The sequence below is a fragment of the Accumulibacter sp. genome, from assembly GCF_023806625.1.
GTDB lineage: Bacteria > Pseudomonadota > Gammaproteobacteria > Burkholderiales > Rhodocyclaceae > Accumulibacter.
In genome coordinates, this window is the sequence record NZ_JAMTDX010000004.1 from 24887 (window position 1) to 50013 (window position 25127).

Below are 25127 nucleotides of genomic sequence, written 5' to 3' on the forward strand. Positions count from 1 at the left end.
CACGACGTCCCGGCCGATCGCCTCCTGCCGGGTAGCGACGGCTATCCTCGAGGCGGTTTCCCGGTGATGATTGCTGCGCTGCGGTACCGCTCGGCGCGGCAAGTTGTTACGCTTCGCGCTCGCCTCGACCACGGCCCACGGCCGAGTCCTCTAGATTCCACGATTCTGCAGACCAGGAGATCAAGCCATGGCATCTCTGCCCGAAAACCCGCTGTCAGCCGACCTTGGCGACCCGGATCCACAGGAAACCCAGGAGTGGCGAGACGCGCTGAGCGGCGTGATCGACCAGGAGGGACCCGAGCGGGCGCACTTCCTGATCCAGGAAATGATTGCCCAGGCCCGGCACGAAGGAATCAACATCCCCTACAGCGCGACGACCGAGTACATCAACACGATTCCGGTCGATCAGCAGCCGAAGTACCCGGGGAACGCGGACATGGAAATCCGCATCCACAACTACATTCGCTGGAATGCGATGGCGATGGTCGTGCGCGCCAACCGGCGGAGCAACGTCGGTGGGCACATCGCCTCGTTCGCCTCGGCCGCGGCGCTCTACGACGTTGGCTTCTCGTGGTTCTGGCGCGCACCGACCGAGAGCCACGGCGGCGACCTGATCTTCTTCCAGGGGCATTCGGTTCCCGGCGTCTATGCGCGCGCGCACCTGCTCGGGCGCCTGACTGACGAGCAGATGGACCGCTTCCGTCACGAGGTCGACGGCCAGGGCGTCTCGTCGTATCCGCACCCCTGGCTGATGCCCGAGTTCTGGCAGTTCCCGACCGTGTCGATGGGCCTTGGACCGATCCAGGCGATCTACCAGGCGCGGTTCATGAAGTACCTCGACAGCCGCGGCTTCATCAAAGCCGGCGACCGGAAGGTCTGGGCGTTCCTCGGCGACGGCGAAACCGACGAGGTCGAATCGCTCGGGGCGATCGGCCTGGCTGCGCGCGACCGGCTCGACAACCTGATCTTCGTGATCAACTGCAATCTGCAGCGTCTCGACGGGCCGGTCCGTGGCAACGGCAAGATCATCCAGGAACTCGAAGGCGTGTTCCGCGGCGCCGGCTGGAACGTCCTCAAGGTGATCTGGGGAACGAACTGGGACGCGCTGTTCCTCCGCGACAAGAAGGGATTGCTCAAGAAGCGGATGATGGAGATCGTCGATGGCGAGTACCAGACCTTCAAGGCCAAGAACGGCGCTTATGTCCGTGAGCACTTCTTCAACACCCCGGAACTCAGGGAACTCGTCGCCGACTGGACCGACGACCAGGTTTGGTCGCTGAATCGCGGCGGCCACGACATCTTCAAGATCTTCAGCGCGTACAAGAGCGCCTTCGAGCACAAGGGGCAGCCGACGCTCGTCCTCGCCAAGACGATCAAGGGCTACGGGATGGGCCAGGCCGGCGAGGCGATGAACATCTCGCATCAGCAGAAGAAGCTCGACTACGACGCGATCCGGCGTTTCCGCGATCGCTTCAGCCTGCCGGTGCGCGACGATCAGCTCGACGAGCTTCCCTATCTCAAGTTCGCCGAGGGATCGCCCGAGCTGACCTATATGCGCCAGCGGCGGATGGACCTCGGCGGCTACCTGCCGAAGCGCCGACGGACGGCTGCGCCGCTCGAAATCCCCGAGCTGTCGGCGTTCGACGCGCTGCTCAGGGCTTCTGGCGAGGGTCGCGAGATCTCGACGACGATGGCCATCGTGCGTTTCCTGAACATCCTGCTCAAGGACCGCAAGGTCGGCCGGCACGTCGTGCCGATCGTTCCCGACGAATCGCGGACTTTCGGGATGGAGGGCCTGTTCCGCCAGATCGGTATCTGGAACCCCGAGGGGCAGAAGTACGTTCCCGAGGACCATGATCAGCTGATGTTCTACAAGGAGTCGAAGGACGGGCAGGTGCTCCAGGAAGGGATCAACGAAGCCGGCGCGATGAGCGACTGGATCGCCGCGGCGACTTCGTACTCGGTTCACGGCGTGCAGATGATCCCCTTTTACATTTTCTACTCGATGTTCGGGCTGCAGCGGACGATGGACCTCTGCTGGGCGGCGGCCGACCAGCGCGCGCGCGGCTTCCTGATCGGCGGGACGGCCGGCAGGACGACGCTCAACGGCGAGGGCCTGCAGCACGAGGACGGACATTCGCTGGTCCTCTCGAGCGTGATTCCGAACTGCCTGAGCTACGATCCGACCTTCGCCTTCGAGATCGCCGTGATCATGCGCGAGGGGATGCGCCGGATGTACCAGGAGCAGGAGGACATCTTCTACTACGTCACGGTGATGAACGAGAACTACGAGCATCCCGAGATGCCCGCGGGTGCCGAGGCGGACATTCTCAGGGGGATGTACCTGTTCCGCCGCGGCCAGTCGTCGGATACCAATCCGGTCGCGCCGAGGGTCCAGCTGCTCGGCTCGGGGACGATCTTCCGCGAGGTCATCGCCGCAGCCGAAATGCTCAAGAAGGACTGGGGAGTCGACGCCGACCTCTGGGGCTGCCCGAGCTTCACCGAGCTGGCGCGTGACGGCTACGCGGCGCAGCGCTGGAACCTGCTCAATCCGACGGCCAGGGCGAAGCTCTCGCACGTCGAGAACTGTCTCGACGACACGCGTGGCCCGATCGTCGCGGCCAGCGACTACGTCCGCCTGTTCGCCGAGCAGATTCGCCCCTTCGTCCACCGGCGCTATGTCGTTCTCGGTACCGACGGCTTCGGGCGGTCGGACACTCGCGAGAAGCTCAGGCACTTCTTCGAGGTCGATCGTTACTGGGTGACGCTGGCAGCGCTCAAGGCGCTGGCCGACGACGGCGAGATCGATCGCGGCAGGGCTGCCGAAGCGATCGCCCGCTACGGCATCGACGTCAACAAGCCGAATCCGGTTACCGTCTAGGGGAGTTGCACGATGAGCCAACTGATCGAAGTGAAGGTTCCCGACATCGGTGATTTCCACGACGTGCCGGTCATCGACATCTGCGTGCGCGTCGGCGACGCGGTCAAGATCGATGACCCGCTGGTCACCCTCGAATCGGACAAGGCGACGATGGACGTTCCCTCCTCGGCCTCGGGGGTGGTCCGCGAGATCCGCGTCGCGCTCGGCGACAAGGTGTCGCAGGGAAGAGTCGTCGTCGTCCTCGACGGGGACACGGCGGCCGCCGCGAGCGGGACGGCGGCAGCAGCGCAGTCCGAGTCGCTCGCCTCTCCGGCGGCTGCCCCCGCGGCGACGGTCGTCGAGCCGGTGCGCGTCGCGTCACCAGCTCCGGCGGTTCCGGCAGCGCCGCTGGTCGCTGCGCCTGCCGCGCCGGCTCTGCCGTCCGGATCGCGGACGCACGCCAGCCCGTCGGTACGCCTGTTCGCCCGCGAGCTCGGCGTCGACCTGACCAAGGTTCCGGCGAGTGGCGCGAAGGGCAGGATCCTCAAGGAGGACGTCAGCGCCTACGTCAAGGGCGTGCTGACCACGCCGCAGGTGCGAGCCGCCGAGGCGCCTGCGCTTGGCGGCGGCCTCGATCTGCTGCCCTGGCCGAAGGTCGATTACGCGAAATTCGGTCCGGTCGAGGTCCGCCCGCTGGCGCGGATCCGCAAGATTTCGGCGCAGAACCTCGCCCGCAACTGGGTGATGATCCCCGCGGTCACCTATCACGAAGACGCCGACATCACCGATCTCGAGGCCTTCCGCGTCGAGGTCAACCGTGAGAACGAGAAGTCGGGACTGAAGATCACCATGCTCGCCTTCCTGATCAAGGCTTGCGCCGTCGCGCTGAGGAAGTTCCCCGAGTTCAACAGCTCGCTCGATGGCGACGATTTGATCCTCAAGCAGTATTGCCACATCGCTTTCGCCGCCGATACCCCACAGGGTCTGGTCGTTCCGGTGATCCGCGATGCCGACCGGAAGTCGGTCGGCGAACTGGCCAGGGAGACCGGCCAGCTGGCGGCGAAGGCGCGCGACGGCAAGCTGACGCCCGGCGAAATGACCGGCGCGTGCTTCACGATTTCCAGCGTCGGCGGGATCGGCGGGACGAGCTTCTCGCCGATCATCAACGCGCCCGAAGTGGCCATCCTCGGGGTCAGCAAGTCGCTGATCAAGCCGGTGTGGAACGGCCGTGAGTTCGCGCCCCGGCTGATCCTGCCGCTTTCGCTGACCGCCGATCACCGGGTCATCGACGGGGCTGCGGCGACGCGCTTCAATGTTTACCTCGCCCAGTTGCTCGCCGACCTGCGGCGCGTGCTGCTCTGATCGGGAGAAGGCATCATGAGCCAGATCGTTGAAGCGAAGGTTCCGGACATCGGCGACTTCCACGACGTGCCGGTGATCGACGTCTGCGTCGCCGCAGGCGACCGCGTGGCAATCGACGACGCGCTGGTCACCCTCGAATCGGACAAGGCGACGATGGACGTGCCGAGCAGCGCCGCCGGTGTCGTCCGCGAAGTCCGGGTCCGCGTCGGTGACAAGGTTTCCGAAGGATCGGTCATCGCGCTGATCGAGGTCGCCGCTCAGGGCGCCGAGAGTGCGGCTCCGGTGCCGGACGCTGCCCACGCGCCCGAATCCGGCGCTGCGCCGGCGGCGCCGGAGCAGGGTGGGTCGGCGTTCTCGGGACAGGCCGACCTCGAGTGCGAAATGCTCGTCCTCGGCGCCGGCCCCGGGGGGTACTCGGCGGCGTTCCGCAGCGCCGACCTCGGCATGAGGACGGTACTCGTCGAACGCTATCCGACTCTCGGCGGAGTCTGCCTGAACGTCGGCTGCATTCCCTCGAAGGCGCTGCTGCACGTCGCCGCGGTGCTCGAGGAGGCGCAGCATCTGGCCGAGTGCGGGGTCAGCTTCGCTTCGCCGGGTGTCGACCTCGACCGCCTGCGTGCGCACAAGGACAAGGTCGTCGGCAAGCTGACCGGCGGCCTGGCGGGAATGGCCCGCGGACGTAAGGTCGAGGTCGTCCAGGGCGTCGGCCGCTTCGTCGACGCCAACCATCTCGAAGTCACCCTTCCGGCTGGCGGGACGACGCTGATCCGCTTCGCGAAGGCGATCATCGCCGCCGGTTCGCAGCCGGTCGCGTTGCCGTTCATGCCCGATGATCCGCGGGTCGTCGATTCGACGGGAGCGCTCGAGCTGCGCCAGATCCCGAAGCGCATGCTGGTCATCGGCGGCGGCATCATCGGGCTCGAAATGGCCACCGTTTACTCGGCGCTCGGCGCGCGGATCACCGTCGCCGAACTTGCCGACAGGCTGATGCTCGGCGCCGACCGCGACCTCGTCAAGGTCTGGGAGAAAAAGAACGCGCAGCGCTTCGAGCGAGTCCTGCTGAACACCGGTGTCGTCGCGGCCAGTGCCGGGGACGAAGGCATCGAAGTGAGTTACGGCAGCGGCGAGAAGGACTGTTTCGACCTCGTCCTGGTCGCCGTCGGCCGCACGCCGAACGGCCGACGGATCGGCGCCGAGTCGGCCGGCGTGGTGGTCGACGAACGCGGATTCATTCGTGTCGATCGGCAGATGCGCACGAGTGTGCCGCACATCTTTGCCATCGGTGACCTCGTCGGACAGCCGATGCTCGCGCACAAGGCCGTGCACGAGGCCCACGTCGCTGCCGAGGCGGCGAACGGCAGCAAGCGTTGCTTCGACGCGCTGCAGATTCCCTCGGTCGCCTACACCGACCCCGAGGTCGCCTGGGCCGGCAGGACCGAAGACCAGTGCCGGGCCGAGGGGATTCGCTTCGGCAAGAGCGTCTTCCCGTGGGCGGCGTCCGGACGCGCGCTGGCCAACGGTCGTGACGAGGGCTTCACCAAGTTGATCTTCGACGAGGAGACGCATCGGGTGATCGGTGGCGGCATCGTCGGCACGCACGCCGGCGACCTGATCGGCGAGGTCTGCCTGGCGATCGAGATGGGCTGCGACGCGGCCGACATCGGTCACACGATTCACCCGCACCCAACCCTGGGCGAATCGATCGGCCTGGCCGCCGAGGTCTACGAGGGCGTGTGTACCGACCTGCCGGCAGCGAAAAGGAAGTAGCCGGAGAGGCACTCGTGCGGCGCCCGATCCCGAGCCGATCGGGGAGGTGGCCGGGCACCGGTCGGTGGTCGCCGCGTTGACCTTTGGCCGACGATCGCCTATCGTGGGATCAGTCGCGTCAACCGGGTTCGCAGCCTGCTGTGGGCCCTGATCCGGAGGAAAGGCCGATGCTTCCGCTGATTCCGCTGGTTTCGCTTGCGGCGAGCGTGGTTCCCGAACTGATCGGCCTTTTCGCCGGCCAGCGGGCGGGCGAGGTGGCCACCAAGGTCGCCGAAGTGGTCCGCGAGGTGACCGGGACCGACGACCCGCAAGCGGCTGCCGAGGCGATCAAGCTCGACCCGGCGAAGGCCGCCGAGCTGCAGGTCCGACTGGCCGAGATCAACCAGCGCTACGTCGAGCTGCAACTCGCCGATGCGAAGAGCGAGCGCGAGGCGATGGTCGCCACGCTGGCCCAGCAGGTCGCCGACCGGACCCGCGCGTCGCAGACGATGCTCGAGGCGCTGCACGAGAAGGATTGGGCCGGGCGTCTGGTCGGCCTCGCGCCAGTCGGCGTGTCGATCGTCGTCCTCGTCGGCTTCTTCGTGTTTACGATCTGGCTGGTCAAGTCTCCGCCGACCGGCGATCAGGCGATCACCCTGCTCAACGTCCTGATCGGTGCGCTCGTCGCCGGCTTCACCGCGGTGATCAACTTCTGGCTGGGTTCGAGTCAGGGTTCGCGCGAGAAGGACCGTGCGGTCGTCGCCCTGCAGCGTACGCAGGCCGAACAGGCCGCCGATACGCTCAAGGAGGTGCGCGCCGCGTCGACGGCCCAGATCGACGCGCTGATCAAGGCCTCCCCCGCCACGTCGGCTGCGCTCGCCCAGCCGCTCCCGGGGATGCCGAGCCGCTTCGATCTCTGTGTCGACCTCGTTCTCGGCAAGGAAGGCGGTTTCTCCAATCACCCCGAAGACCCTGGTGGCCCGACGATGATGGGCATCACCCAGGCGACGCTCGCCGCGTGGCGTGGCCACCCGGTTTCGGCCGACGACGTCCGCACTCTCGGAAGAACCGAGGCGCTGGACATCTACCGCGCCAACTACTGGAACGCGATGCGCTGTGACGACCTGCCGAAAGGCGTCGACCTGATGGTCTTCGACTTCGGCGTCAATGCCGGCATCACGCGCTCGGTGCGCCTGTTGCAGAAGGTCGCCGGTGCCGAGCAGGACGGATCGATCGGCAACCTGACGCTGCGCGCGGTGCGCGCGAGCAACCCGGCGGCACTCGTCGAGGCGCTGGCCAGCGGACGGCTCGATTTCTATCGCTCGCTGGATACCTACCCGACTTTCGGCAGAGGCTGGGAGAATCGCGTCGCCGACATCCGCAAGCAGGCGCTGCTGATGGTCGCCGCCTGACCGGTCGCCGTGGTCTGCCGTCCTTCTGCAGGGTTCCGCGGGGTGGTCTGCGCGGTGCTCTGCGCAGCCTGTTGCTGGTGTGCACCGCTGTTCGCCGGCGAGAGGGCCGATCCGTCGGTGCAGGCGACGATCCGTGCTGCGAAAATGGGTGATCCGGCGGCCCAGTTGAGGCTCGGCGACATGTACGACCTGGGGCAGGGAGTTGCCCAGGACCAGCGGGAGGCGGTCAGATGGTACGCGCTTTCCGCGAGGCAGGGCAACGCGCAGGCCCAGTTCGCCCTCGCCGAGATGTACAAGAACGGCGACGGGGTGAATCGCGACCTGCAGGAGGCGCTCAAGTGGTATCGCAAGGCCGCCGATCAGGGACACCCCGGCGCGCAGCTGCTGCTCGGCGTGATCTACGAGAGCGGTACGGGCGTCACCCCCGACCTGCGCGAGGCGGCTCGCTGGTACAGGCTGGCGGCGAACGGTGGCGATGCGCGGGCGCAACTGCTCCTCGGCAATTTCTACAACACGGGTCAGGGGGTGGCGCGCAACGCCGTCGCCGCGTATGCGCTGTACACGGTGTCGGCCGGGCGTGTGGCGCAGAACAATCCGGCGCTGACCCATCGCGCCAACCTGGCCAAGGGAATGAGCACCGCCGAAGTCGACCGGGCGACGGCGCTTGCCCGGGAGATGGACGCGCCCGGCAAGCTGCTCGAGGCGCTCGATCGCCATCTGGCGAAGCCTGCTCGGTAAGCCTACCGCGACGCCGCCTTCGACGCATGGGCGGCGCCTGAGGTCGCTGCCGATCGCTCGGTGGCGCCGGGCAGCAGACTGGCCAGCGCCGCGTGACGAGCCTCTGCAGGCAGCGCCGCGAGTTCGCGGACGCGCGCGTAGAATTGCGGCAGATCGTGCTGCTGTTCGGCCAGCAGCGCCTCGAAGGCGGGCACCAGGTCGCCATAGAGCGCAAGCGAAGCGAGGGTCGCGTTGTTCGGCACCCGGGCGAAGACCGGGCCGGCAGCGGTCCCGTCCGATGGGCCGGCGCCAAGGCCCGCGGCATCGTTGCGCAGGCCGGCGAACAGCCGGGCCTTGGCTTCGCGCTTCGCGTCGATGGGCAACGGTTCGGCGTAGAGCGTTTCGAGCATCGACCGGTAGTCGCCGACCAGCCGGGCCAGAGCGGTCTCGCGGGCACGCCGTCTGGCCACCGCCGCCTGCTCGGCGGGCGTGCCGTTCTTCTCTATCCAGCGGCGCAGCCCCTCGTCGCCGACCACCGTGGCGAACGACTCGCTGAACACCGGATCGCCAGCCACATACACGACCTGGTGGGCGAGTTCGTGAAACACGACCCCCGCGACCTCGACCGTCCCGAGGCGCAGGAAGCTGCTCAGCACCGGGTCGGCGAAGTGGCCGAGAGTCGAGTAGGCGGCGACTCCGCCGACGAAGGTGTCGTCTCCCTGGTCGCGCAGGCCCTCGGCCAATCGCTCGGCGGCCTGATGGTCGTAGTAACCGCGATAGCTGACGCAGCCGACGATCCACAGACACCAGCGCCGGGGCTCGAGCGAGAACTCCGGCGCCGCGAACACGTTCCAGACGACGTACGGACGGCCGATGTCGGCGTAGCTGCGATAACTGCCGTTGTCGGGAAGGGCCAGTTCGCGGCTCGCGAAATCGCGGATCGCAAGCACCTCCTCGAGTCTCTGGCGCAGTCGGGGATCGCTGGCCGGGTCGGCGAGGACCACCTCGATCGGCACTGCCGAGCGCATCACCGTCAAGTGTCCGCCGATCGCCTGGGTGTAGTAGCCGAGGTTGCCGCAGCCGGCGAGCAGCGCGGCGACGAGCAGAGCCAGCGAGCAGCGCTCAACCCGGCCGCTCATCGGTGAACCGGCCAGTTTCGAGGAACGAGGCGATCTCGGCGGCGCAGCGCCGCGAGACCAGCATCGCGGAGTGCGCGACCGGCAAGGCCACGGAGTCCTTCGCGCCGGGCAGGCGCGTCTCGGCGAGCGCAACCACGCCGTCGTTCGGCCGGGGTAGGCCGGGAACGACCCGGCCGAGGCCGACACTGCGCGTTCCGGCGACGACGCCGACTTCGATTCCGCTGGGCGCGCGGATGCCGGTTGCCTGGGCGCGCGACAGCCACTCGATGATCGAGCGTCCGAGGATCGTCGTCATTCCGGGGACGCCGGCCAGACGGCGTGCGCAATGGCTGTCGAGACACGGCGTGCCGAGCAGCACCGCACGGCGAAAACGCGGATCGGCCGGGCCGGCGAGCATTTCGAGGATGATCAGGCCACCGAGGCTGTGCCCGACGAAGTCGATCCGTGCTGCGCCGGTCGTCGCCACGAAGCCGCGCAAGGCTTGCGCGTTCTCCGACAGAGTCGCGCGCACGCTGGGGTAGGCGAAGTATCGGACCTGGTGGCCGCGGCGCCGCAGCCAGCGGCCGTGCGGGGTGCAGACGAGGGCCGGTGTCCACAGGCCGTGCACCAGGATGACCGTGTCGGCCGGCGGGCCGCCGGCGATGCTAGCGTCGTCTTTGGACATTCGTCGATCCGTTGTCGCGGGCCAGGCCCGCCGGCCGGTTCGCCTATTGCCGGGGGCCGGATGGTGGACGACCGGTTCCGGCACCAGGGAAGACGAATGCTAGCACCGCCGGTGGCGTCGTGCTCGGTCTGCCCGGCTGCTCGTCGGCCGCGGCCGAGGCCCCACGTGCGGCCCGACCTGGCGGATACCGATTCGTGATAGCCTTTCCGTGAGAGCGCTCCACGCTGCGATCGGCATCCGGAGAAATCGCCCGGGCAGCGCCGGGGTGTCGGTGCCAGGGGCGATCGTCTTGCCAGAGGCGACGAGCGGGGAAACAGGCGATGAAGGCTGAAGAGCACAGGCCGGTCCGGGGCGAGCGGCGCAGGCTGCTGAAGACGATGGCTGCCGGCGGCATCGCTCTGGCCGGAAGTGCGCTTGGCGCGAAGGCCCGTCCAGCACCGGACGGGTTGCTCAGGCGGATCATTCCGTCGTCGGGCGAGGCGATCGCTGCCGTCGGGCTGGGCACCTTCGATACCTTCGACGTTGCGCCGCCGCTCGCGCCAATGCTCGAGCCGGTCGTCGAACGCTTCGTGGCCCTTGGCGGGCAGGTGGTCGACAGCTCCCCGATGTACGGCCGCTCGGAAGCGATCGTCGGCGAACTGTCGGCCAGGCTGGGCTTGCGCAGTCACCTCTTCCTGGCGACCAAGGTGTGGACTCGCGGGCGTCGCGAAGGCCTTCGGCAGATGGAAGAGTCGCTGCGCCTGTTACGGACGGAGTGCCTCGATCTGCTCCAGGTGCACAATCTCGTCGACTGGGAGGCACACCTTCCGACCCTGCGCGACTGGAAGCAGCAGGGACGCATCCGCTACCTCGGCGTCACGCACTATCACGAAGGCGCCTACCGGGAACTCGAGACGGTGCTGCGGGCCACGCGGCCCGATTTCGTGCAACTCAATTACAGCATGGCCGAACGCGAAGCCGAATTGCGCCTGCTGCCGCTGGCGCAGGAACTGGGCATCGCGGTGCTCGTCAACCGCCCGTTCGCCAAGGCCGCGCTGTTCTCACGGGTCCGCGGCAAGCCGCTGCCCGACTGGGCCGCCGACTTCGATTGCGCGAGCTGGGCGCAGTTCTTCCTGAAGTTCATCCTCGCCAGGCCGGCAGTGACCTGCGTCATCCCGGCGACCGGCAAGCCGGAGCATGTCGAGGACAACCTGGCGGCCGCTCGCGGCCGTCTGCCCGATGTCCGTGAGCAGGCCCGGATGGTCGACCATCTGGCGCGTGTCTGAGCCAGCGAGAAGGTGAGCAGGCGCCCCGACCATGTTGCCCGCCGAAGGATGAGTGCGCCGTCGGATCTGGGCTGTGTGCGTAGTGCGGGCGAGCGCCTGCAAGTCCGGCAGAACTGCACGAGGAAGCACATTGGCGTCCGGGCGATGCTGCTCGAGGGCATCCTGCAGGTCCAATGCGCCGACGCTCCGCACGGAACCGAATAACGGGCACGCGAAGATCGGGCGCGGCGTCCGTCAAGAAGGGGGTTGCCGATGCCTCGACCCTGATCAAGTGAGTTCCCCCTGGGGCCGATGAGCACTGTGTTCCCCGCGCTCACGGGGATGGAGCGGCATGAACGCATCGGCGCCGATGATCAGCAGGCGCCGCGCGGGCCCATGCACGGTGCGCAGCAGCTTGCCGTCCCAGCGCGTGTCCTCGTCCGGGGTCGCTTCGTCGACGCTGCAGCGCCCGCTGGCGACTTCGAGCGTACGCGCGACGAGTCGGCCCGCGGCGACAGACTGCTCGATCTGCGCGAGCAGAGACAGGTCCGGGCGTGGCTCGATGACCAGTTCGAGCGTTCCACCGCAGGGCAAGCCGAAGCGCGCGGCCTGCGCCCTGCGGACGCCGTAGACGAGGGTCGACGGACGATCGCCAGCGAACTCGCCAGCGCGCATCCGGCTGATCAGATCGTCCTCGATGCAGCCGCCGGAAACCGAGCCGGCGACGACCCCGTCATCGCGTAGGGCCATCCACGCGCCAGCGGGACGCGGTGCCGATCCTCAGGTGCGCGCAAGGATGATCAGGGCGACGCGGTGTCCGCTGCTGCTCCAGCGCGTCAGCGCTGCGAGGGCCTGCCGATCGGTGCTGTCCATCGGTGCGGTGCGGGTTCAGGCGAGCAGGTCGTTGGCGCGCAGCGGCCGATTCTCCGCGAGACCCATGGTCGGGGACTGGTCACTGACTTTGCTGGAGATCATCGGCAGGATCCTGAGACGGATTGGACAGGCGATCAGCGGTGGTAGCCGGACATATTCGACTCTGCGTCCACTTCGCCGTTCCGCTACAGCCGGCCCCGACACGCTGCTGCCGTTGGTCCGCTGCGCCCATCGGTCGGCTCCCGCGTCACTCCCGCCGCTCGACTCTCAGGCTTCCAATGGCCGGTTCCGTAGTCGACCGGCCGCTCTTGATAACCACTCGCCGTGGAGAAAAGCAGGCCACGGATTGATTGCCAGGCTGTGGTCATCGGAGGGCATTTCCGCATGCCGACTCCGTGCATTCTGCTAGGGGGCAAAGTCGACCAACTCGTCGCGCCACTGGTCCGAGATTGCGCCGTTCGCGCGCGTGTCGGCGTAATCGTGGCGCACCGCGCGGGAAACCGCTGGCACATACCAGTAGCTCTCCTTCACAGTGCCACTCCAGTTGTAGCCGCCCTCGCTAGCGTAGTATCGCCCCGCATGGTCCACGCGCAGGGCCATGAACTGTCCGGCCGGAACGTTGACGCTTTCCCAGCCAACGACATGCGCGGTCTGCTCGATACGCGTGTTGCGGCCGTTGGCGGTCACTTCGAAGTCAAGTTTCCAGGTCTTGCCGATGCTCAGCGGAAAGCTCAGCGGTGCGTACTCGCCCTTCACGCGCGCGTCGGCGAAGCCGTGGTGGCGGGGATCGAACCGTTCGCCGGTAATGCTGCCGCGTCGCACGGCATCATCGGAATCAAGGATGGTCCAGCGCACCATCCAGCGGCCGGACTCCTCGAACAACAAGCTCTGGCGAAAGCGTTCGGTTTCCTCGTTACGCCAGAGGTCGATGCGACGATAGGTCCAGGACTGACCGACCTTCAGTTCAGGTGACTTGACGGCCTCGTCTTTCGTCGGTGAAGGGGTCGCGGTTACCGGCTTGTCAGCGTTGATGGATCCCGGCGGATATACGCTGGTAACCTTGGCCGGGCGTGTTTCGAGGCAAGTGCAAGCAGTGAGGCACGCCAGCAGAAGCAGCGCGGCGGGCTTCATTTGCGATACACCGCAGCGGGCGCGACATCGCGCACCAATCGCACCAGGTTGTAGATGCGGCGCACGTCGCCCTGCGGCCCCATGCCTTCGGGGTAGTCTTCTGGATTGCCTTGCTTGGGATCACTGCGTTGCGCACCGGCGCCATGAACATCGAGCAAAGTGACATCGTTGCCGGACATCGGGAAGCGCATGAAGCCGAGCGCTTCGCCGAAGGCGATGTAGACGGCTGTGCTGCCCGGCAGGTGTCCATCGAGGTGGCTGGTACTGGTCCAGTAGAAGCCGTAGTTGGTCTTGCCACCCTCGTCGATGATCGGTGTACTCGTGAAGACCGGATCGATCGCAGGCCCTCCGGTTGCCTGCGGCGATCGGCGGTAGTCGACAATGCTTTGCAGTTCTTTTGCGTTCGGCATGCGCCAGTCGCTGTAACCCGCATAGGTCAGCTGTGCCGACCAGGCCAATGCCTGCGGCCAGTCCATGCGACCGGTGCCGCTGGGGCCGGCCTTCAGCGTGCCGCTGTCCGCCTGCATCCACATCAGCCCGGTGGCGCGATCCGTCACCGTGCCGTTGCCGTTGTCCTTGAAGTCGTTGATGCCGTAGCTCGGGTTGCCTCTCACGTAACGCACGAACATCCTGGCCTCGCCACGCGGCCCCTGCAGCTTGGGATAGCCCTTGATCCTGCCATCGGCGAAGTTAACCCCGAAAACGGTCATATTGCGCCCCATGGTGCGTCCGTGGTACTCGTCGGCGCTCCAGAACTGCGCATCGATCGGACGCTCGCCGGCCGACGTATCGCCGTAGCGGAATGCGAAGATGGCATCGAGGAACGGCTTGCCCCAGCGGCCCGGCATGGGCGAGGTGCCGGAGAAGTCCATCAGCGAGAACAACTCCTTGATGCTCGGCAACCGCCAGTCGGATCGGCCCCCCAGGCGCAAGGCGGCAGCGCCTTCCTTCGCCTCACTCCAGCGAACCTTGGCGCCAAGCGCCTGTTGCCAGGTCAGGCCAGTGTTGAGGTCCGTCACCGTTCCGTCGCGATTGTCGCGATAGCGCAATGCCGTCCTGGCGAAATATGCATCCTGTCCGCCCAGGGCAGAATTGGGGCCGGTGCAGGAGATTGCCCTGCCGGCATTGTCGTAGCAGGCGCGCTGTCCGGTCGGAGCGATCGGGTAACTGCCCGCGGCCGCATGGCTGGCCGCAACCGCAGCCAGCCATGCAGTTGCAAGCATGGGTTTGAGCGGTCTCACGGGAATTCCTTTCTCTGTCGACGATGGTGCAAAGTGTGCGCCGCAATATCGGAGGAAGATTGGCAGCCTCGCCACGATTCCTCCCAGATTCCTCCCTGTTCAGTGCCAGATCGGTTTCCAGAATCCGTCCCAGGGATGACGCAGGGCGTCATCGACACAGGAGACGGAAATGCAAACCCACACAATCAATTCGCTGCGCTTGAAGGCGATCGTCCTGAACGGCGGCGCCCATGCTTTCGATACCCGCACCGGTCGCAGCTACAGCGTCAACGCCACCGCGCAGGTTGCCCTGCTGATGCTGCAGGACGGCGCTTCACGGGATGAACTGATCGAACGCCTGGCGGGGCTGTGCGCTCAGCCGGAATCGGTGGTGGCCGCGGGCATCGACGGCTTCATCGAGCAGTTGGGGAGGTACGCATCATGATCCATCATGCCGAGCTGCAACACTGGACACGCTGGAACATCGCCGTTACCGGCATGAACGCCAAGCCCGACAACCCCGGCCCCGGTGTTGCCGTGGCACGTTGCCTGCGCGAGGAAGGAAGCTTTCGCGGGCGCATCGTCGGTCTTGGCTACGAGACGCTCGACCCCGGGCTCCACCAGCGCGAGACCTGCGACAGCGGGCATCTGCTGCCTTACCCGGCGGCCGGCGCCGCCGCTCTGCTGGAACGGCTCGACGAGGTGCTCGAGGTGGAGCCGGTGGATGCGCTGATTCCCTGCCTAGACGCCGAATTGCCCAATTTCATCGCTATCGAAGCCGAGCTACGGCGGCGCGGCGTGCGCATGATGATTCCCGGACGTGAACAACTGCGCCGGCGCGACAAGGATCGCTTGCCGGAACTGTGCGCCGCCGCCGGCGTCGCCACGCCCGACGTGCGCCGTCTTCCCGGCGCCGACTTTTTCGATACCTGCGCGGTGGAGGGCTGGGCCTATCCGCTGGTGGTCAAGAGCGTGTTCTACGATGCCTACGTCGTCAACTCCCCCGCCGAAGCCAAGCTGCGCTTCCAGCAAATGGCAGCCAGCTGGGGCTATCCGGTGCTGGTGCAGCGATACGTGGAGGGAGACGAAGTCAACCTCACCGCCCTTGGCGATGGTCGCGGCGCCATGGTCGGCGAGGTGATGATGAAGAAGCAGGCACTGACCGACAAGGGCAAGGCCTGGGCGGGCGTTGCCATCGACGATCCGGACCTTCGCGAGGTTGGCCGGAAAGTGCTTTCGGAACTGCGTTGGTGCGGACCGCTGGAACTGGAAATGCTGCGCGACGAGAGCGGCACCCTGCACCTGATCGAGATCAATCCGCGCTTCCCGGCGTGGATCTACCTGAGCCACGGCGTCGGCCGCAACCTGCCGGCTGCCCTGCTGGCGCTACTGCACGGAACGAAGCCCGAGCGCCTGCCGCTGGCGCCGCCGCGCCCAGGCACCACCTTTATCCGCCATGCCCGCGAAACCATCGTCCCGATCGTGGACATCGCCAACCTCACGCTCACTGGCAGCACCCTGCCGGCAATCGGCATGCTTGCCCACGCCGCCTGATTCGTTAAAGGAATTCGCCATGACTGATTTGACCTGGGAAGTCCCCCGCATCATGCCGTTGGAGTTCCAATCACTCAACAAGTTCGGCCATCGCCGTGTGCGCACCGACGCGCAGGCGACTATCGACGGCGTCGCCATCGACGGCCTGGTCGAGCGTTTCGGCTCGCCGCTGTACGTCACGTCCGAGCAGCGCCTGCGGGCCAACATCCGGCGCATCCGACAAGCCTTCGCCGAGCGGGTCCCGAATGTCATCCATGGCTGGTCGTACAAGACCAATTACAACGGTGCGGTCTGCACCATCCTCCACCAGGAAGGCTCCTGGGCGGAAGTCGTGTCGCGTTTCGAGTACGAGAAGGCTCGTGCGCTGGGTGTGCCCGGCGAACACATCCTGTTCAACGGCCCGAACAAGTCTCGGGCGATTCTGGAACGGGCGATCGCCGACGGCGCACTGATCCATGTCGATCATCTCGACGAACTGGAGTTCATCGAACGCATCGGCCGGGAGCGCAGCGCCTGCGTGCCGGTGACGCTGCGGCTCAACCTCAATACGGGCTATACCGAATCGTGGAGCCGCTTCGGTTTCAACCTCGAATCCGGCGCGGCGCGCGCAGCGATAGCCAGGGTCAAGAGCAGTCCTCACCTGCGCATGAACGGCCTGCATTGCCACATCGGCACCTTCATTCTCGATCCGCGCGCCTATGCCGCCGAGGTAGCCGCGCTGTGTACTCTGGCCAGGGAAGTCGAAGCTGACGGGACGCGCCTGGGCTATATCGACATCGGCGGCGGCCTGCCCTCCCGGAATGCCTTGCAAGGCATCTACCTGCCGCCTGAACAGGCGGTGCCGGATATCGAAGAGTACGCCGAGGCGATCGGCAGCGCCTTCCTCGTCGGTACCGCGTATCGGGTGGAGAACGGCGAAGATCGGCCGGCCCTCGTGTTCGAGAGCGGCCGAGCGGTGATCGACGATGCACAGTCGCTGATCACCTCGGTGGTGGGCCGCAAGGAACTGGCCGATGGCCGCCCTGCCGCAATCCTCGATGCCGGCCTGAACGCGCTGTTCACCGCGCTGTGGTATGACCACCCGGTGCGCCTGGCGTCGCCAGCCCGCGGCGAGCCGCGTGACACGGTGCTGTACGGACCGCTGTGCATGAACATCGACGTGGTGCGCCGCTCAGTGCAGCTGCCGCCGCTTGCCGTCGGAGATCGTCTGGTGGTGAATCCGGTCGGCGCCTACAACACCACCCAGTCCATGCAGTTCATCGAGTACCGTCCGGCCACGGTGTTGATCCATGGCGAAAGGGAGGTCAGCGTGATTCGGGAAGCCGAAAGTCTCGAGGTGGTGTGCGGCCCGGAACGAATTCCGCCGCATCTGTCGCGCGTCGGCGGCGAGACCGCGCGCATCGTTCCGCTCCGAACCACCGGAGGCTGACATGAGGATCCTGCTTTCGCTTGCAGCAAAGCTGCTTGACGCCTACGGTGCCTTGTTCCTGGCAAAGCGACGGCTGATCGGCACATTGGTGCTTGCCGCCACCCTGTGCGATCCCGCCACGGGCAGTGCCGGTCTGATCGCCGGACTCGCTGCCATGCTGGCGCGCGCTGTCCTGCGCCTGCCCGCGCTGCCGGGCGAGGCCGATGTGCTGAACGCCATCTACGCCGGCCTGGCGCTGGGGGCTTTCTATGCCGGCGAGCCGCGTGTCCTGCTCCTCGCGGCATTGGGTGGCGCCCTGGCGATCCCGCTTGGATCGGCCTTGCGCCAGATATTTGCCGGCCCGCTGGGCGCGCGTGGGTTGCCGCTGCTGGGCGCGCCCTTCCTGGTCACGGCATGGACTTTGCTCGCCGTGGCGAAAGGCTTGTCCATACCGATGCGTTGGCAGTGGGCAAGCTGGCCGGAAGGAATTCCGCTGGCAATGGCATCCGCCCTGTCAAATGTCGGCGCGCTGTTTTACGTCGCGCATCCGGTGGCCGGCGCGCTGGTGCTGATTGCCCTGCTGATGGCGTCACGGGCGCTGGCCCTGCTCGCGCTGGGCGGCAGCGTATTGGCCCACGTGCTGATCGTCCTGGCCGTCGATGTGCCGCCCGACGGGCTGCTCCTGCTGGCGGCGTTCAACGGCGCGCTGGTCGCGATCTTCCTCGGCGGCGTCCTGTCGGCGCCGACGTTGCGCACGCTGCTGGTCGCCGGTTCAGGCGTCGTGGTGGCGTCGGCGCTGTCCGCCGCGATGCTCGCACTGACTGCTCCCTTTGGCATCCCTGCGCTTTCCGCCCCCTTCCTGCTCACGGTCTGGCTCGCGCATGCTGCCTTGCGACCCGACACCAGTGCCTGGTGGTCACGGCATTGGTTGCCGACTCCGGCAAGGCCCGAAGACAGCCTGGTGGCCGGACGGCTCGCGGCTTCTCGCGGGCTGGCCGCGGGCAGCGTCGGCCTGCTGCCGCCGTTCGCCGGGGAAATGAGCCTGGCCCAGGGCTTCGATGGCGAACTGACCCATCAGGGGCCGTGGCGCTACGGCATGGACTTCATCCGTACCGAAAACGGCTACAGCTATCGCAGCGATGGCGGATCGCTGCAGGATTTCCTGGCCTTCGACACCCCGGTCCTGGCGCCCGCCTGGGGCACGGTGGTCGCTTGCCGGGACGACATTGCCGACAATGCCCCGGGTGCCATGAACATGACCGAGAACTGGGGCAACTACCTCCTGATCGACATCGGCGGCGGCCTCTGCGTCATGCTGGGCCATCTCCGTCAGGGCAGCCTGACGGTCGCTCCCGGCGCCAGCGTGGTACCGGGCATGCCGCTCGCGCGTTGCGGCAACTCCGGACGCTCGGCGCAGCCACACCTGCACCTGCATGTTCAGCGCGGATTCTGGCTGGGGGCCGCGACCGTGCCCTTCCACCTGAGCCATGCGCTGGTCGATGGCCATGCCTATACCCTCGATGCCTGTCCAGCGCCCGATCATTCCGTCGAACTGGCCGTTGGCTCCGCGTGCCTCGCCGCTGCCTGTGCGCCGCGGCATGGCCGTGTCTGGAACTTCGCCCAACGCGGCGACCCCTGGCAGCTGAGTGCGGAGACCGGCTTGCTCGGCATTACGACCTTGATCTCGCAGAGCGGGGCTCGCCTCGACGCGGTGAGCGGTCCCGGCCTCTTGGCATTGCATGGCCGCAGCGGCGCCCCGGACGTCGTTCTCGATGCCTTCGCGCTGGCCTGGGGCCTGACGCCGTTCAGTCCGCGCGCGGAGGGCTGGCGCGATGCGCCCGACGCGGCCTTGCTGCCCCTGCCGCCCTGGCTCCGCATCGGTGTCTTGTTGCGCCATCCCTTCGGTGCCAATCTTGAAAGCCGTTATGCGCGTCAGTGGGATGCGGCGAAGGGACTGTGGCGGCAGACGGGGCGGCATCGCATCGACAGCCTGTTCGGAGTGATCCTCGCGGAGAGCATCGGCTGGCTGTCGGAGGACCACGGCCCGGTGGCATTTGCTCTCTGGGTCGATGACCGGTTGCTGGTCGATGCGACGCTTGCCGGATATGGCAATCGCGGGGATCATGGTGTCCCGGCCTGGTCGGTTAGCTGTTCCTCGTTGGCACTGTCATGATTCGCCTGACCATCCAGCGCAAGGTTTTCATTGCCATTTTTGCCCTTGCCACAGCCCTGGTCCTGCTGCTGGCGCTCGCCATGCGCTGGAATCTCGGCCAAGGCTTCGAGCGCTACACGACGGCAGCGGAATTCGCAAGGCTCGATTGGCTGATCGCGAATGTCGAAGGGGAATATGCGGCGAACGGCAGCTGGGATTTCCTGCGCGCCGATCCGGAACGCACTTGGCGACGCCTTTCCCGGCCGAACCCGCCCGGCGGGTCGAACGCGGAGCCTTCGGGGCGTCCGCCGGGGTTCGCCCAAGAACGCGGCGAACCACCTCCTCGACCCGCCGGGGATGACCATCCACCCCCGCCGACATGGAACGATACGCCGCCACGACCGGGGCCGGAGGCTGCTCCCCCGCCCGGACGACCTGACCCGCAAAGCGATCGTCCGCCCCCTCCCCACGATACCCTGCGGATCGGGCCACGCCTGGCCCTGCTCGACGCCGATGGCAAGCGACTGGCCGGCAATCCCCATGGAGAGCGTGTCGGCGCCGAAAGGCCGATCCTGCACCAGGGAAAGCTCGTCGGTCGGCTGACGCTCGAGGCCTCGCCGACGTCGGTGCAGGAACTGGACAAGGCGTTTCTCGCCAGCCAGAACCGGAACCTGATGCTGGCCGGTTTCGCTGCGCTCGGATTGTCGTTGCTCGCCGCGTGGCTGCTGGCACGCCACCTCCTGGCGCCGATTCGCGATGTCACCGATGGCGCCCGCCGCATTGCCGAGGGTTGGCTGGATGCCCGGATTCCGGTGCGACGGGACGATGAGTTGGGCGAACTTGCAGGCAGTTTCAACACGATGGCCGAGCGCCTGGCCAAGGTCGAGGAATCGCGCCGCGCCTGGATTTCGGATGCCTCCCATGAACTGCGCACTCCACTGGCGGTATTGCGTGCCGAAATTGAAGCGCTTCAGGACGGCGTTCGCATCGCGGACGCAGCGACCTTGACTCGACTGCACAAGCAGGTGCAACAACTGTCTGCTCTGGTCGACGATTTGCGCCTGACGGTTGACCAAGCCCCTGGTGCCGGCGCAATGGAGCATCGGCCGTTTTCGCCCCTGGCCGTGCTCGACGAAGCCATCGAATCCTTCCGCGAGCGTTTCGCGGCCGCAAACATTGCCATGGAGGTCTCCGGCATGCTGGACACCCAGGGGCAAGTACGCGGCGATGCCGGAAGACTGGCCCAGGTCTTCGCCAACCTGCTGGAGAACACCTTGCGCTACACGGATGCCGGCGGCCGCCTGCGTATCACCGTCGGCATCAATGCAGAGCGCCTGGCCCTGCAGTTCGACGACAGCGCACCCGCGCCACCGCGTTCGGCGTTGCCCCATCTGTTCGAGCGCTTTTATCGCACCGAACCCTCGCGCAGCCGGGCGCTGGGCGGCTCCGGCCTGGGCCTCGCCATCTGCAAGGCCTTGGTCGAAGCGCACGGGGGCTGTGTCAGCGCAAGCCTCTCCGAATTGGGCGGGCTGGCGATCCGCATCGAACTTCCGCTGGAGAATGCATGAGCACACGGATTCTCGTTGTCGAAGACCAAACCGATCTCGCCGAGATCCTCGTTGATTACCTCAAGCGCGAGGGATTTGCCGCGACGACCATCGCCGATGGCGATCAGGCCATGAGTGAGCTGCGGCGTTCTCCGCCCGACTTGCTCTTGCTGGATCTGATGCTGCCGGGCATGGATGGCCTCTCCATCCTGCGCGAGTTGCGCAAGACGTCGACGCTGCCGGTGATTCTCGTCACGGCCAAGGTCGAGGAAGTTGACCGCCTGATCGGTCTCGAGCTCGGTGCCGACGACTACGTGTGCAAGCCCTATTCGCCGCGGGAGGTGGTGGCGCGCGTGAAGACGGTTCTGCGTCGCAGTCGCCCAGTAGCCGACACGGGCGCCGTCCTGCCGGCGCCGACATCCGGACTGGACATTGATCCCGCCGGCTGGCAGGCCAGCATCAACGGCAAGCGGCTCGACCTCACTCCCAAGGAGTTCCAGCTGTTGCAGGCGTTGGCGGCAAAGCCCGGCCGGGTGTTTTCGCGGGGCCAGTTGCTCGACGCCATTTATGAGGACAACCTCGACGTGAGCGAGCGCGCAGTCGACAGCCACATGAAGAACCTGCGCAAGAAGCTGGCGCAGGCCATGCCCGACGCCGAACCGATCCGTTCGATCTACGGCGTAGGTTTTGTCTTCGAACGGTGAGCAAGCTGGCAACCGAAGGCCACCTCGCCGTCGGGATGATCTCGCATGATGCCTTCACAAGTTGATGAAGTGAATTGCACGAGAATCCGACCTATCGCCGCCCGCCGAAGAACATGTCCGTGTTCCCGACATTGGGTGTACTGATCGGCGCCGAGTAGAGGAACGGTCCCTTGGGATCGTTCGGGTTGGATACGCGCATTGAGCTCAGCGTCTGCTTCTGCTGTGGCGTCAGCGTCTGTCCGACCTTGGCGAAGGCGGTGGCATAGAGGTAGGACAGGTTGCCGTCCAGTTCGCCGTAGCGCCTCGAAAGCGCCAGCACCTTGTTCTGGTCGGCGGTCTCGCCCTTCAGGAAGCGGCGCAACTCGGCGGAGATTTCGCGGCGCACGCGGACGATCTCGTTGAGATCCTGTCTCTGGAGGTCGGGCAACGCGGTGATGTGGCGGCGTTGTGACTCGTTCAGCGTAGCGATGAAGTTCTCCCCGCTGTTGCCGGTCAGCGTGGTGCTGATCGAGTAATCCCGCTTGCCCATCGCCGGGGCAGTCTTCATGCCGAAGCCGCCGAAGTACATGCCATGCCGTTCGGGGCAGAAGTAGGTGTCGGCCTCCAGCGAACCGGCTACCCAGGAGAACATTTCGCTGGCGTAGGTCATCACGGCGACATGGTTCTCGTGCGACAGGCTGCGGCGGTCCAGCGGCTCGGCCACTTCCGGCCAGGTGCCCGAGTCGCCGAACTTGAGCCGTGCCAGGGCGGCCTTCTGCGCATCGGTGAAGCTGCGATAGACCCTGGCCATCCCCCGGGCACGCTCGTAGGAGAGCTTGCCGTCGAGGGCATAGAGGTCGGCCGAGTATCTCATGACCGCCTGCTTGTCGAGGCCACTGCTGCCGGCGGGTAGCTTGCCTTCGAGGTTGAGGCGGAAGGCCTTGATCAGCGGCAGGCGCATTTCGGCGAAGCGGTGGATGTCGCTTTCCTGATCCTTGGCCAGGGCGATCAGTTGCGCTTTCTGGCTGTCGTTCATGATTGCCAGCATGTTGTGGGCGATCCTGGTCAGGAAGTTGGTGTTGTGCCCGCCTTCACGCGCGTCGATGTCGCGCATGTACTGGAAACCGAAGTAGTCGGATACTTTGCCGGGGGGCAGGAAGGTGTCGTAGCCGAAGTCACCGGTGAGGAAGGCCAGCCCATCGAAGGCGATGGTGTTGAGCTGGGCACGGTTGGAGATGGCCTGCTCCAGGGAGTATTTGCTGCCGCCACGGTTTCCTCCGTCACTGCGGCGATCCTGACCGGCGTTGCGCTGCATTTCCTCGCGCTGCAAGCCACCGCCATAGCCCGGGGAGTCGTCGCGGTCCTCGTTACGCCCCTCCGGGCGATTTCCACCACCACGCGGCTGACTGGGTCTGGCCACCAGGCCATTCGGCGATTCGACACAAGTGGCGGCCACGGCCCCTTCCCTCGTCTCGTGTTGTACCGTCTCCCCGGCTTTCTTGCCGCGGCAATCGGCGTAAGCATTGGGCGGCGGTTCGCGTCTCCCGGCAGACGCGTCTCTCGATGGCGACGGTGGCATTGAGCTCTGGGCTGCCGCCAAGGACGTCATCAGTCCAATGGCCAGGAAAACTGCGGTCGGTTGCGATTTCATTGCAGAACGCCCTTCAAAGGTTCGCGTTTACTCGGCCTGCGGGGCAGTCAAGCCCAATCAATGACTGTGAGGATCCCCTAACTTCCCGCGTGCTCAATCGCATTGTTGCGATGGACTGCGCAGAGGCTGCGGAGACATCTTGGAGGCATCTTGGAGTCTTGCGACGAAGCGTAACCGAAGGACTGCTGACCGATCGTGGCCGCAACCCCTATCACCGCTCGGGCCGGATCCATCCGTAGTCCGTCCGGCGGATCCAGAGATGAGCAGACGTCCGGGCGCCAACAATCTTGGAGAGCGCGGTTTGGGTTTACTCCGTCTTGTGTGGAACGGTGGCCATCTGGGCGAAAGGCGGGGTGGGCAAGTGAGTGAGTTTTCCGGCGACGAGATAGGCCATGGCGATGAAGTTTTCGATGCGGCGGTAGCCACGAGCACGGGCTCGCGCTTCCTGGAGTGCGCGGTTCATGGCCTCGACGCGGCCGTTGTGCTTGCCGGCTTCGAAGCCGTTGAGGATGCCGGTGAGGTGGGTGGTGAGCGTTCGGGCCAGGCGCTTGAAGGGATCGAGTCGACAGCGCCTGGCCCAGCTAAGCCAGCGGTGGAAGAGGGGCCGGGCTTCGTCAGGCGATCGGGCCGTTGCGTAAATGGCTCGCAAGGCCTGCTTGATGCGCCAAGCCCGCGCGGTCTTGAGGTTGGAGCGCTGCAGCCAGTGCATGGTCTGGAGTTGCGGGATCGTCCAGGCGGATGGATTCTTGAGCAGACTCCAGCGCGTACCCTTGAGTTCGGGCTGGCTCTTGACCTCGGCGCGTCGCACCTCGTCGAGCGCCTTGCTGCCGAGTGCGACGACATGAAAGCGGTCAAAGCAGACGGTGGCTTGCGGGAAGTGCTCGGCGGCGCCGGCCTGAAACGAACGGCTCATGTCCATGCTGACATGCGTGACCACTTGCGGTTGCCCGCCATGTACGGTCAGGTCCTCGGCGAACCGCTGCAGGCAGGACTTGTCCCGGCCGGGCGTGGCAAAGATCAGACGCTGCGCATTCAGGTCATAGAAAACAGAGAGATACTGCTGGCCCCTCCGGCAGGCCGTCTCATCGATTCCGACCGCGCGCACCTCGGCATGCGACTCTCTGGCACGGGCCTTGCCGACATGGTGCTCAATGACCCGCCACAGCCGACGGGGCGGTACACGAACCAGGCGGCCAGCCGCGAGCACCGACATGGTCGGTGCGAGCATCAGCGTCAAGGCTTCGAACAGGAGCGTGAAGCGACTCCCCTCACGGGCCCACGGCACGGGAATCTGGGTCACCTTCCCGCAGCCCGAGCACGCCACTCGCGGCACTTCGGCGTGCAGGTACGCCTCGTACTGGAAGAAGTCGAGATGTCGCCAGGAGCGCGCCAGTCGATCATGGAAAGGTTGCGCCGCCGCTCCACAGGCCGGGCAGACGTGCCGGCTGCCGCCAAACGTCACTTGAAAGTCAATCCGGCCGGCCTCCCGGTTGAAGTCGACCTGCTTGACCTGCCACGGAGCAACCAGGCCCAGCGCCTGGGTGAAGAGCATCTCGATCATGACCCACCCCGACACAAGCGAAAGGCCGCGATTGTCCTCCAGGCCGATGGCGGCTGTCTGCCACCATCGGCCTTGCGGAAGCGTTGGCGAGGGTATGGCGATGTCAAGGGTTCGGCTTCGCCCGGACTTCGTCCGCCCTTGACATCGCCGTACCCTCGATGCCCCTCCGCATACGCCGTTTCCACACGAAACGACATAGACCC

The 25127-nt window shown here is 66.3% G+C and carries 18 protein-coding genes and 1 pseudogene; 12 read left to right on the forward strand and 7 right to left on the reverse strand.

Annotated features, from left to right (window positions below; genetic code table 11):
• The first annotated feature begins 187 nt into the window (after positions 1 to 187).
• The 5 genes from aceE to NFW05_RS00810 all read left to right on the forward strand — a co-directional run bounded on the left by aceE (position 188) and on the right by NFW05_RS00810 (position 8118).
• The gene (aceE, locus tag NFW05_RS00790; protein ID WP_295301938.1) at positions 188 to 2881 is read left to right on the forward strand and encodes a pyruvate dehydrogenase (acetyl-transferring), homodimeric type; all 2694 of its coding nucleotides are present in this window, start codon (positions 188 to 190) and stop codon (positions 2879 to 2881) included.
• A 12-nt stretch (positions 2882 to 2893) separates the two neighbouring features.
• Positions 2894 to 4222, forward strand: a complete 1329-nt coding sequence (aceF, locus tag NFW05_RS00795) for a dihydrolipoyllysine-residue acetyltransferase (RefSeq protein ID WP_295301940.1) — start codon at positions 2894 to 2896, stop codon at positions 4220 to 4222.
• A gap of 15 nt (positions 4223 to 4237) precedes the next feature.
• On the forward strand, positions 4238 to 5989 hold the full coding sequence (lpdA, locus tag NFW05_RS00800) for a dihydrolipoyl dehydrogenase (RefSeq protein ID WP_295301941.1): 1752 nt from the start codon (positions 4238 to 4240) through the stop codon (positions 5987 to 5989).
• A 167-nt stretch (positions 5990 to 6156) separates the two neighbouring features.
• Positions 6157 to 7380 carry a glycosyl hydrolase 108 family protein gene (locus tag NFW05_RS00805; protein ID WP_295301942.1) on the forward strand — a complete coding sequence of 408 codons (1224 nt, stop codon included), beginning with the start codon at positions 6157 to 6159 and terminating at the stop codon, positions 7378 to 7380.
• Positions 7381 to 7422: 42 nt separating this feature from the next.
• Positions 7423 to 8118, forward strand: a complete 696-nt coding sequence (locus NFW05_RS00810; protein ID WP_295301943.1) for a tetratricopeptide repeat protein — start codon at positions 7423 to 7425, stop codon at positions 8116 to 8118.
• 2 nt (positions 8119 to 8120) lie between these two features.
• Here NFW05_RS00810 and NFW05_RS00815 read toward each other — a convergent pair whose 3' ends face one another.
• Complete coding sequence (locus NFW05_RS00815; protein WP_295301944.1) at positions 8121 to 9236, reverse strand: aminopeptidase; 1116 nt, start codon at positions 9234 to 9236, stop codon at positions 8121 to 8123.
• On the reverse strand, positions 9220 to 9900 hold the full coding sequence (locus tag NFW05_RS00820) for an alpha/beta fold hydrolase (RefSeq protein WP_295301945.1): 681 nt from the start codon (positions 9898 to 9900) through the stop codon (positions 9220 to 9222). The genes NFW05_RS00815 and NFW05_RS00820 overlap by 17 nt, the downstream gene beginning before the upstream one ends.
• A 320-nt stretch (positions 9901 to 10220) precedes the next feature.
• Here NFW05_RS00820 and NFW05_RS00825 point away from each other — a divergent pair, with 320 nt between their 5' ends.
• Positions 10221 to 11165: an aldo/keto reductase gene (locus tag NFW05_RS00825; RefSeq protein WP_295301946.1), complete on the forward strand. Its 945-nt coding sequence runs from the start codon at positions 10221 to 10223 to the stop codon at positions 11163 to 11165.
• A gap of 267 nt (positions 11166 to 11432) precedes the next feature.
• Here the strand turns inward: NFW05_RS00825 and NFW05_RS00830 are convergent.
• The 3 genes and pseudogenes from NFW05_RS00830 to NFW05_RS00840 form a co-directional block, all read right to left on the reverse strand.
• Positions 11433 to 11912: pseudogene (locus tag NFW05_RS00830) on the reverse strand (XdhC family protein); the annotation flags it as partial.
• 510 nt (positions 11913 to 12422) lie between these two features.
• On the reverse strand, positions 12423 to 13148 hold the full coding sequence (locus tag NFW05_RS00835) for a hypothetical protein (RefSeq protein WP_295301947.1): 726 nt from the start codon (positions 13146 to 13148) through the stop codon (positions 12423 to 12425).
• Positions 13145 to 14389, reverse strand: a complete 1245-nt coding sequence (locus NFW05_RS00840) for a DUF1566 domain-containing protein (protein WP_295301948.1) — start codon at positions 14387 to 14389, stop codon at positions 13145 to 13147. Before NFW05_RS00840 ends, NFW05_RS00835 begins: the two co-directional genes overlap by 4 nt.
• Positions 14390 to 14558: 169 nt before the next feature.
• Here NFW05_RS00840 and NFW05_RS00845 point away from each other — a divergent pair, with 169 nt between their 5' ends.
• Genes NFW05_RS00845 through NFW05_RS00870 form a run of 6 tightly spaced genes read left to right on the forward strand, consistent with a single transcriptional unit; the run spans position 14559 to position 21733 of the window.
• A complete protein-coding gene (locus NFW05_RS00845; protein ID WP_295301949.1) occupies positions 14559 to 14813 on the forward strand; it encodes a PqqD family protein in 255 nt (84 codons plus the stop codon).
• Positions 14810 to 15922, forward strand: a complete 1113-nt coding sequence (locus NFW05_RS00850) for an ATP-grasp domain-containing protein (protein WP_295301950.1) — start codon at positions 14810 to 14812, stop codon at positions 15920 to 15922. Before NFW05_RS00845 ends, NFW05_RS00850 begins: the two co-directional genes overlap by 4 nt.
• 19 nt (positions 15923 to 15941) lie before the next feature.
• Positions 15942 to 17351 carry an alanine racemase gene (locus NFW05_RS00855; RefSeq protein WP_295301952.1) on the forward strand — a complete coding sequence of 470 codons (1410 nt, stop codon included), beginning with the start codon at positions 15942 to 15944 and terminating at the stop codon, positions 17349 to 17351.
• A gap of 1 nt (position 17352) precedes the next feature.
• The gene (locus NFW05_RS00860; RefSeq protein WP_295301954.1) at positions 17353 to 19503 is read left to right on the forward strand and encodes an urea transporter; all 2151 of its coding nucleotides are present in this window, start codon (positions 17353 to 17355) and stop codon (positions 19501 to 19503) included.
• Entirely contained in the window at positions 19500 to 21050 is a 1551-nt protein-coding gene (locus NFW05_RS00865) for an ATP-binding protein (RefSeq protein ID WP_295301955.1), read from the forward strand. Before NFW05_RS00860 ends, NFW05_RS00865 begins: the two co-directional genes overlap by 4 nt.
• A complete protein-coding gene (locus tag NFW05_RS00870) occupies positions 21047 to 21733 on the forward strand; it encodes a response regulator (protein WP_295301956.1) in 687 nt (228 codons plus the stop codon). Before NFW05_RS00865 ends, NFW05_RS00870 begins: the two co-directional genes overlap by 4 nt.
• A gap of 91 nt (positions 21734 to 21824) precedes the next feature.
• Here the strand turns inward: NFW05_RS00870 and NFW05_RS00875 are convergent, their stop codons facing one another.
• Together NFW05_RS00875 and NFW05_RS00880 are read right to left on the reverse strand one after the other, a co-directional pair.
• The gene (locus tag NFW05_RS00875; RefSeq protein ID WP_295301958.1) at positions 21825 to 23168 is read right to left on the reverse strand and encodes a hypothetical protein; all 1344 of its coding nucleotides are present in this window, start codon (positions 23166 to 23168) and stop codon (positions 21825 to 21827) included.
• 502 nt (positions 23169 to 23670) lie between these two features.
• Positions 23671 to 24924 carry an ISL3 family transposase gene (locus tag NFW05_RS00880; RefSeq protein ID WP_295301960.1) on the reverse strand — a complete coding sequence of 418 codons (1254 nt, stop codon included), beginning with the start codon at positions 24922 to 24924 and terminating at the stop codon, positions 23671 to 23673.
• Between the last annotated feature and the right edge of the window lie 203 nt (positions 24925 to 25127).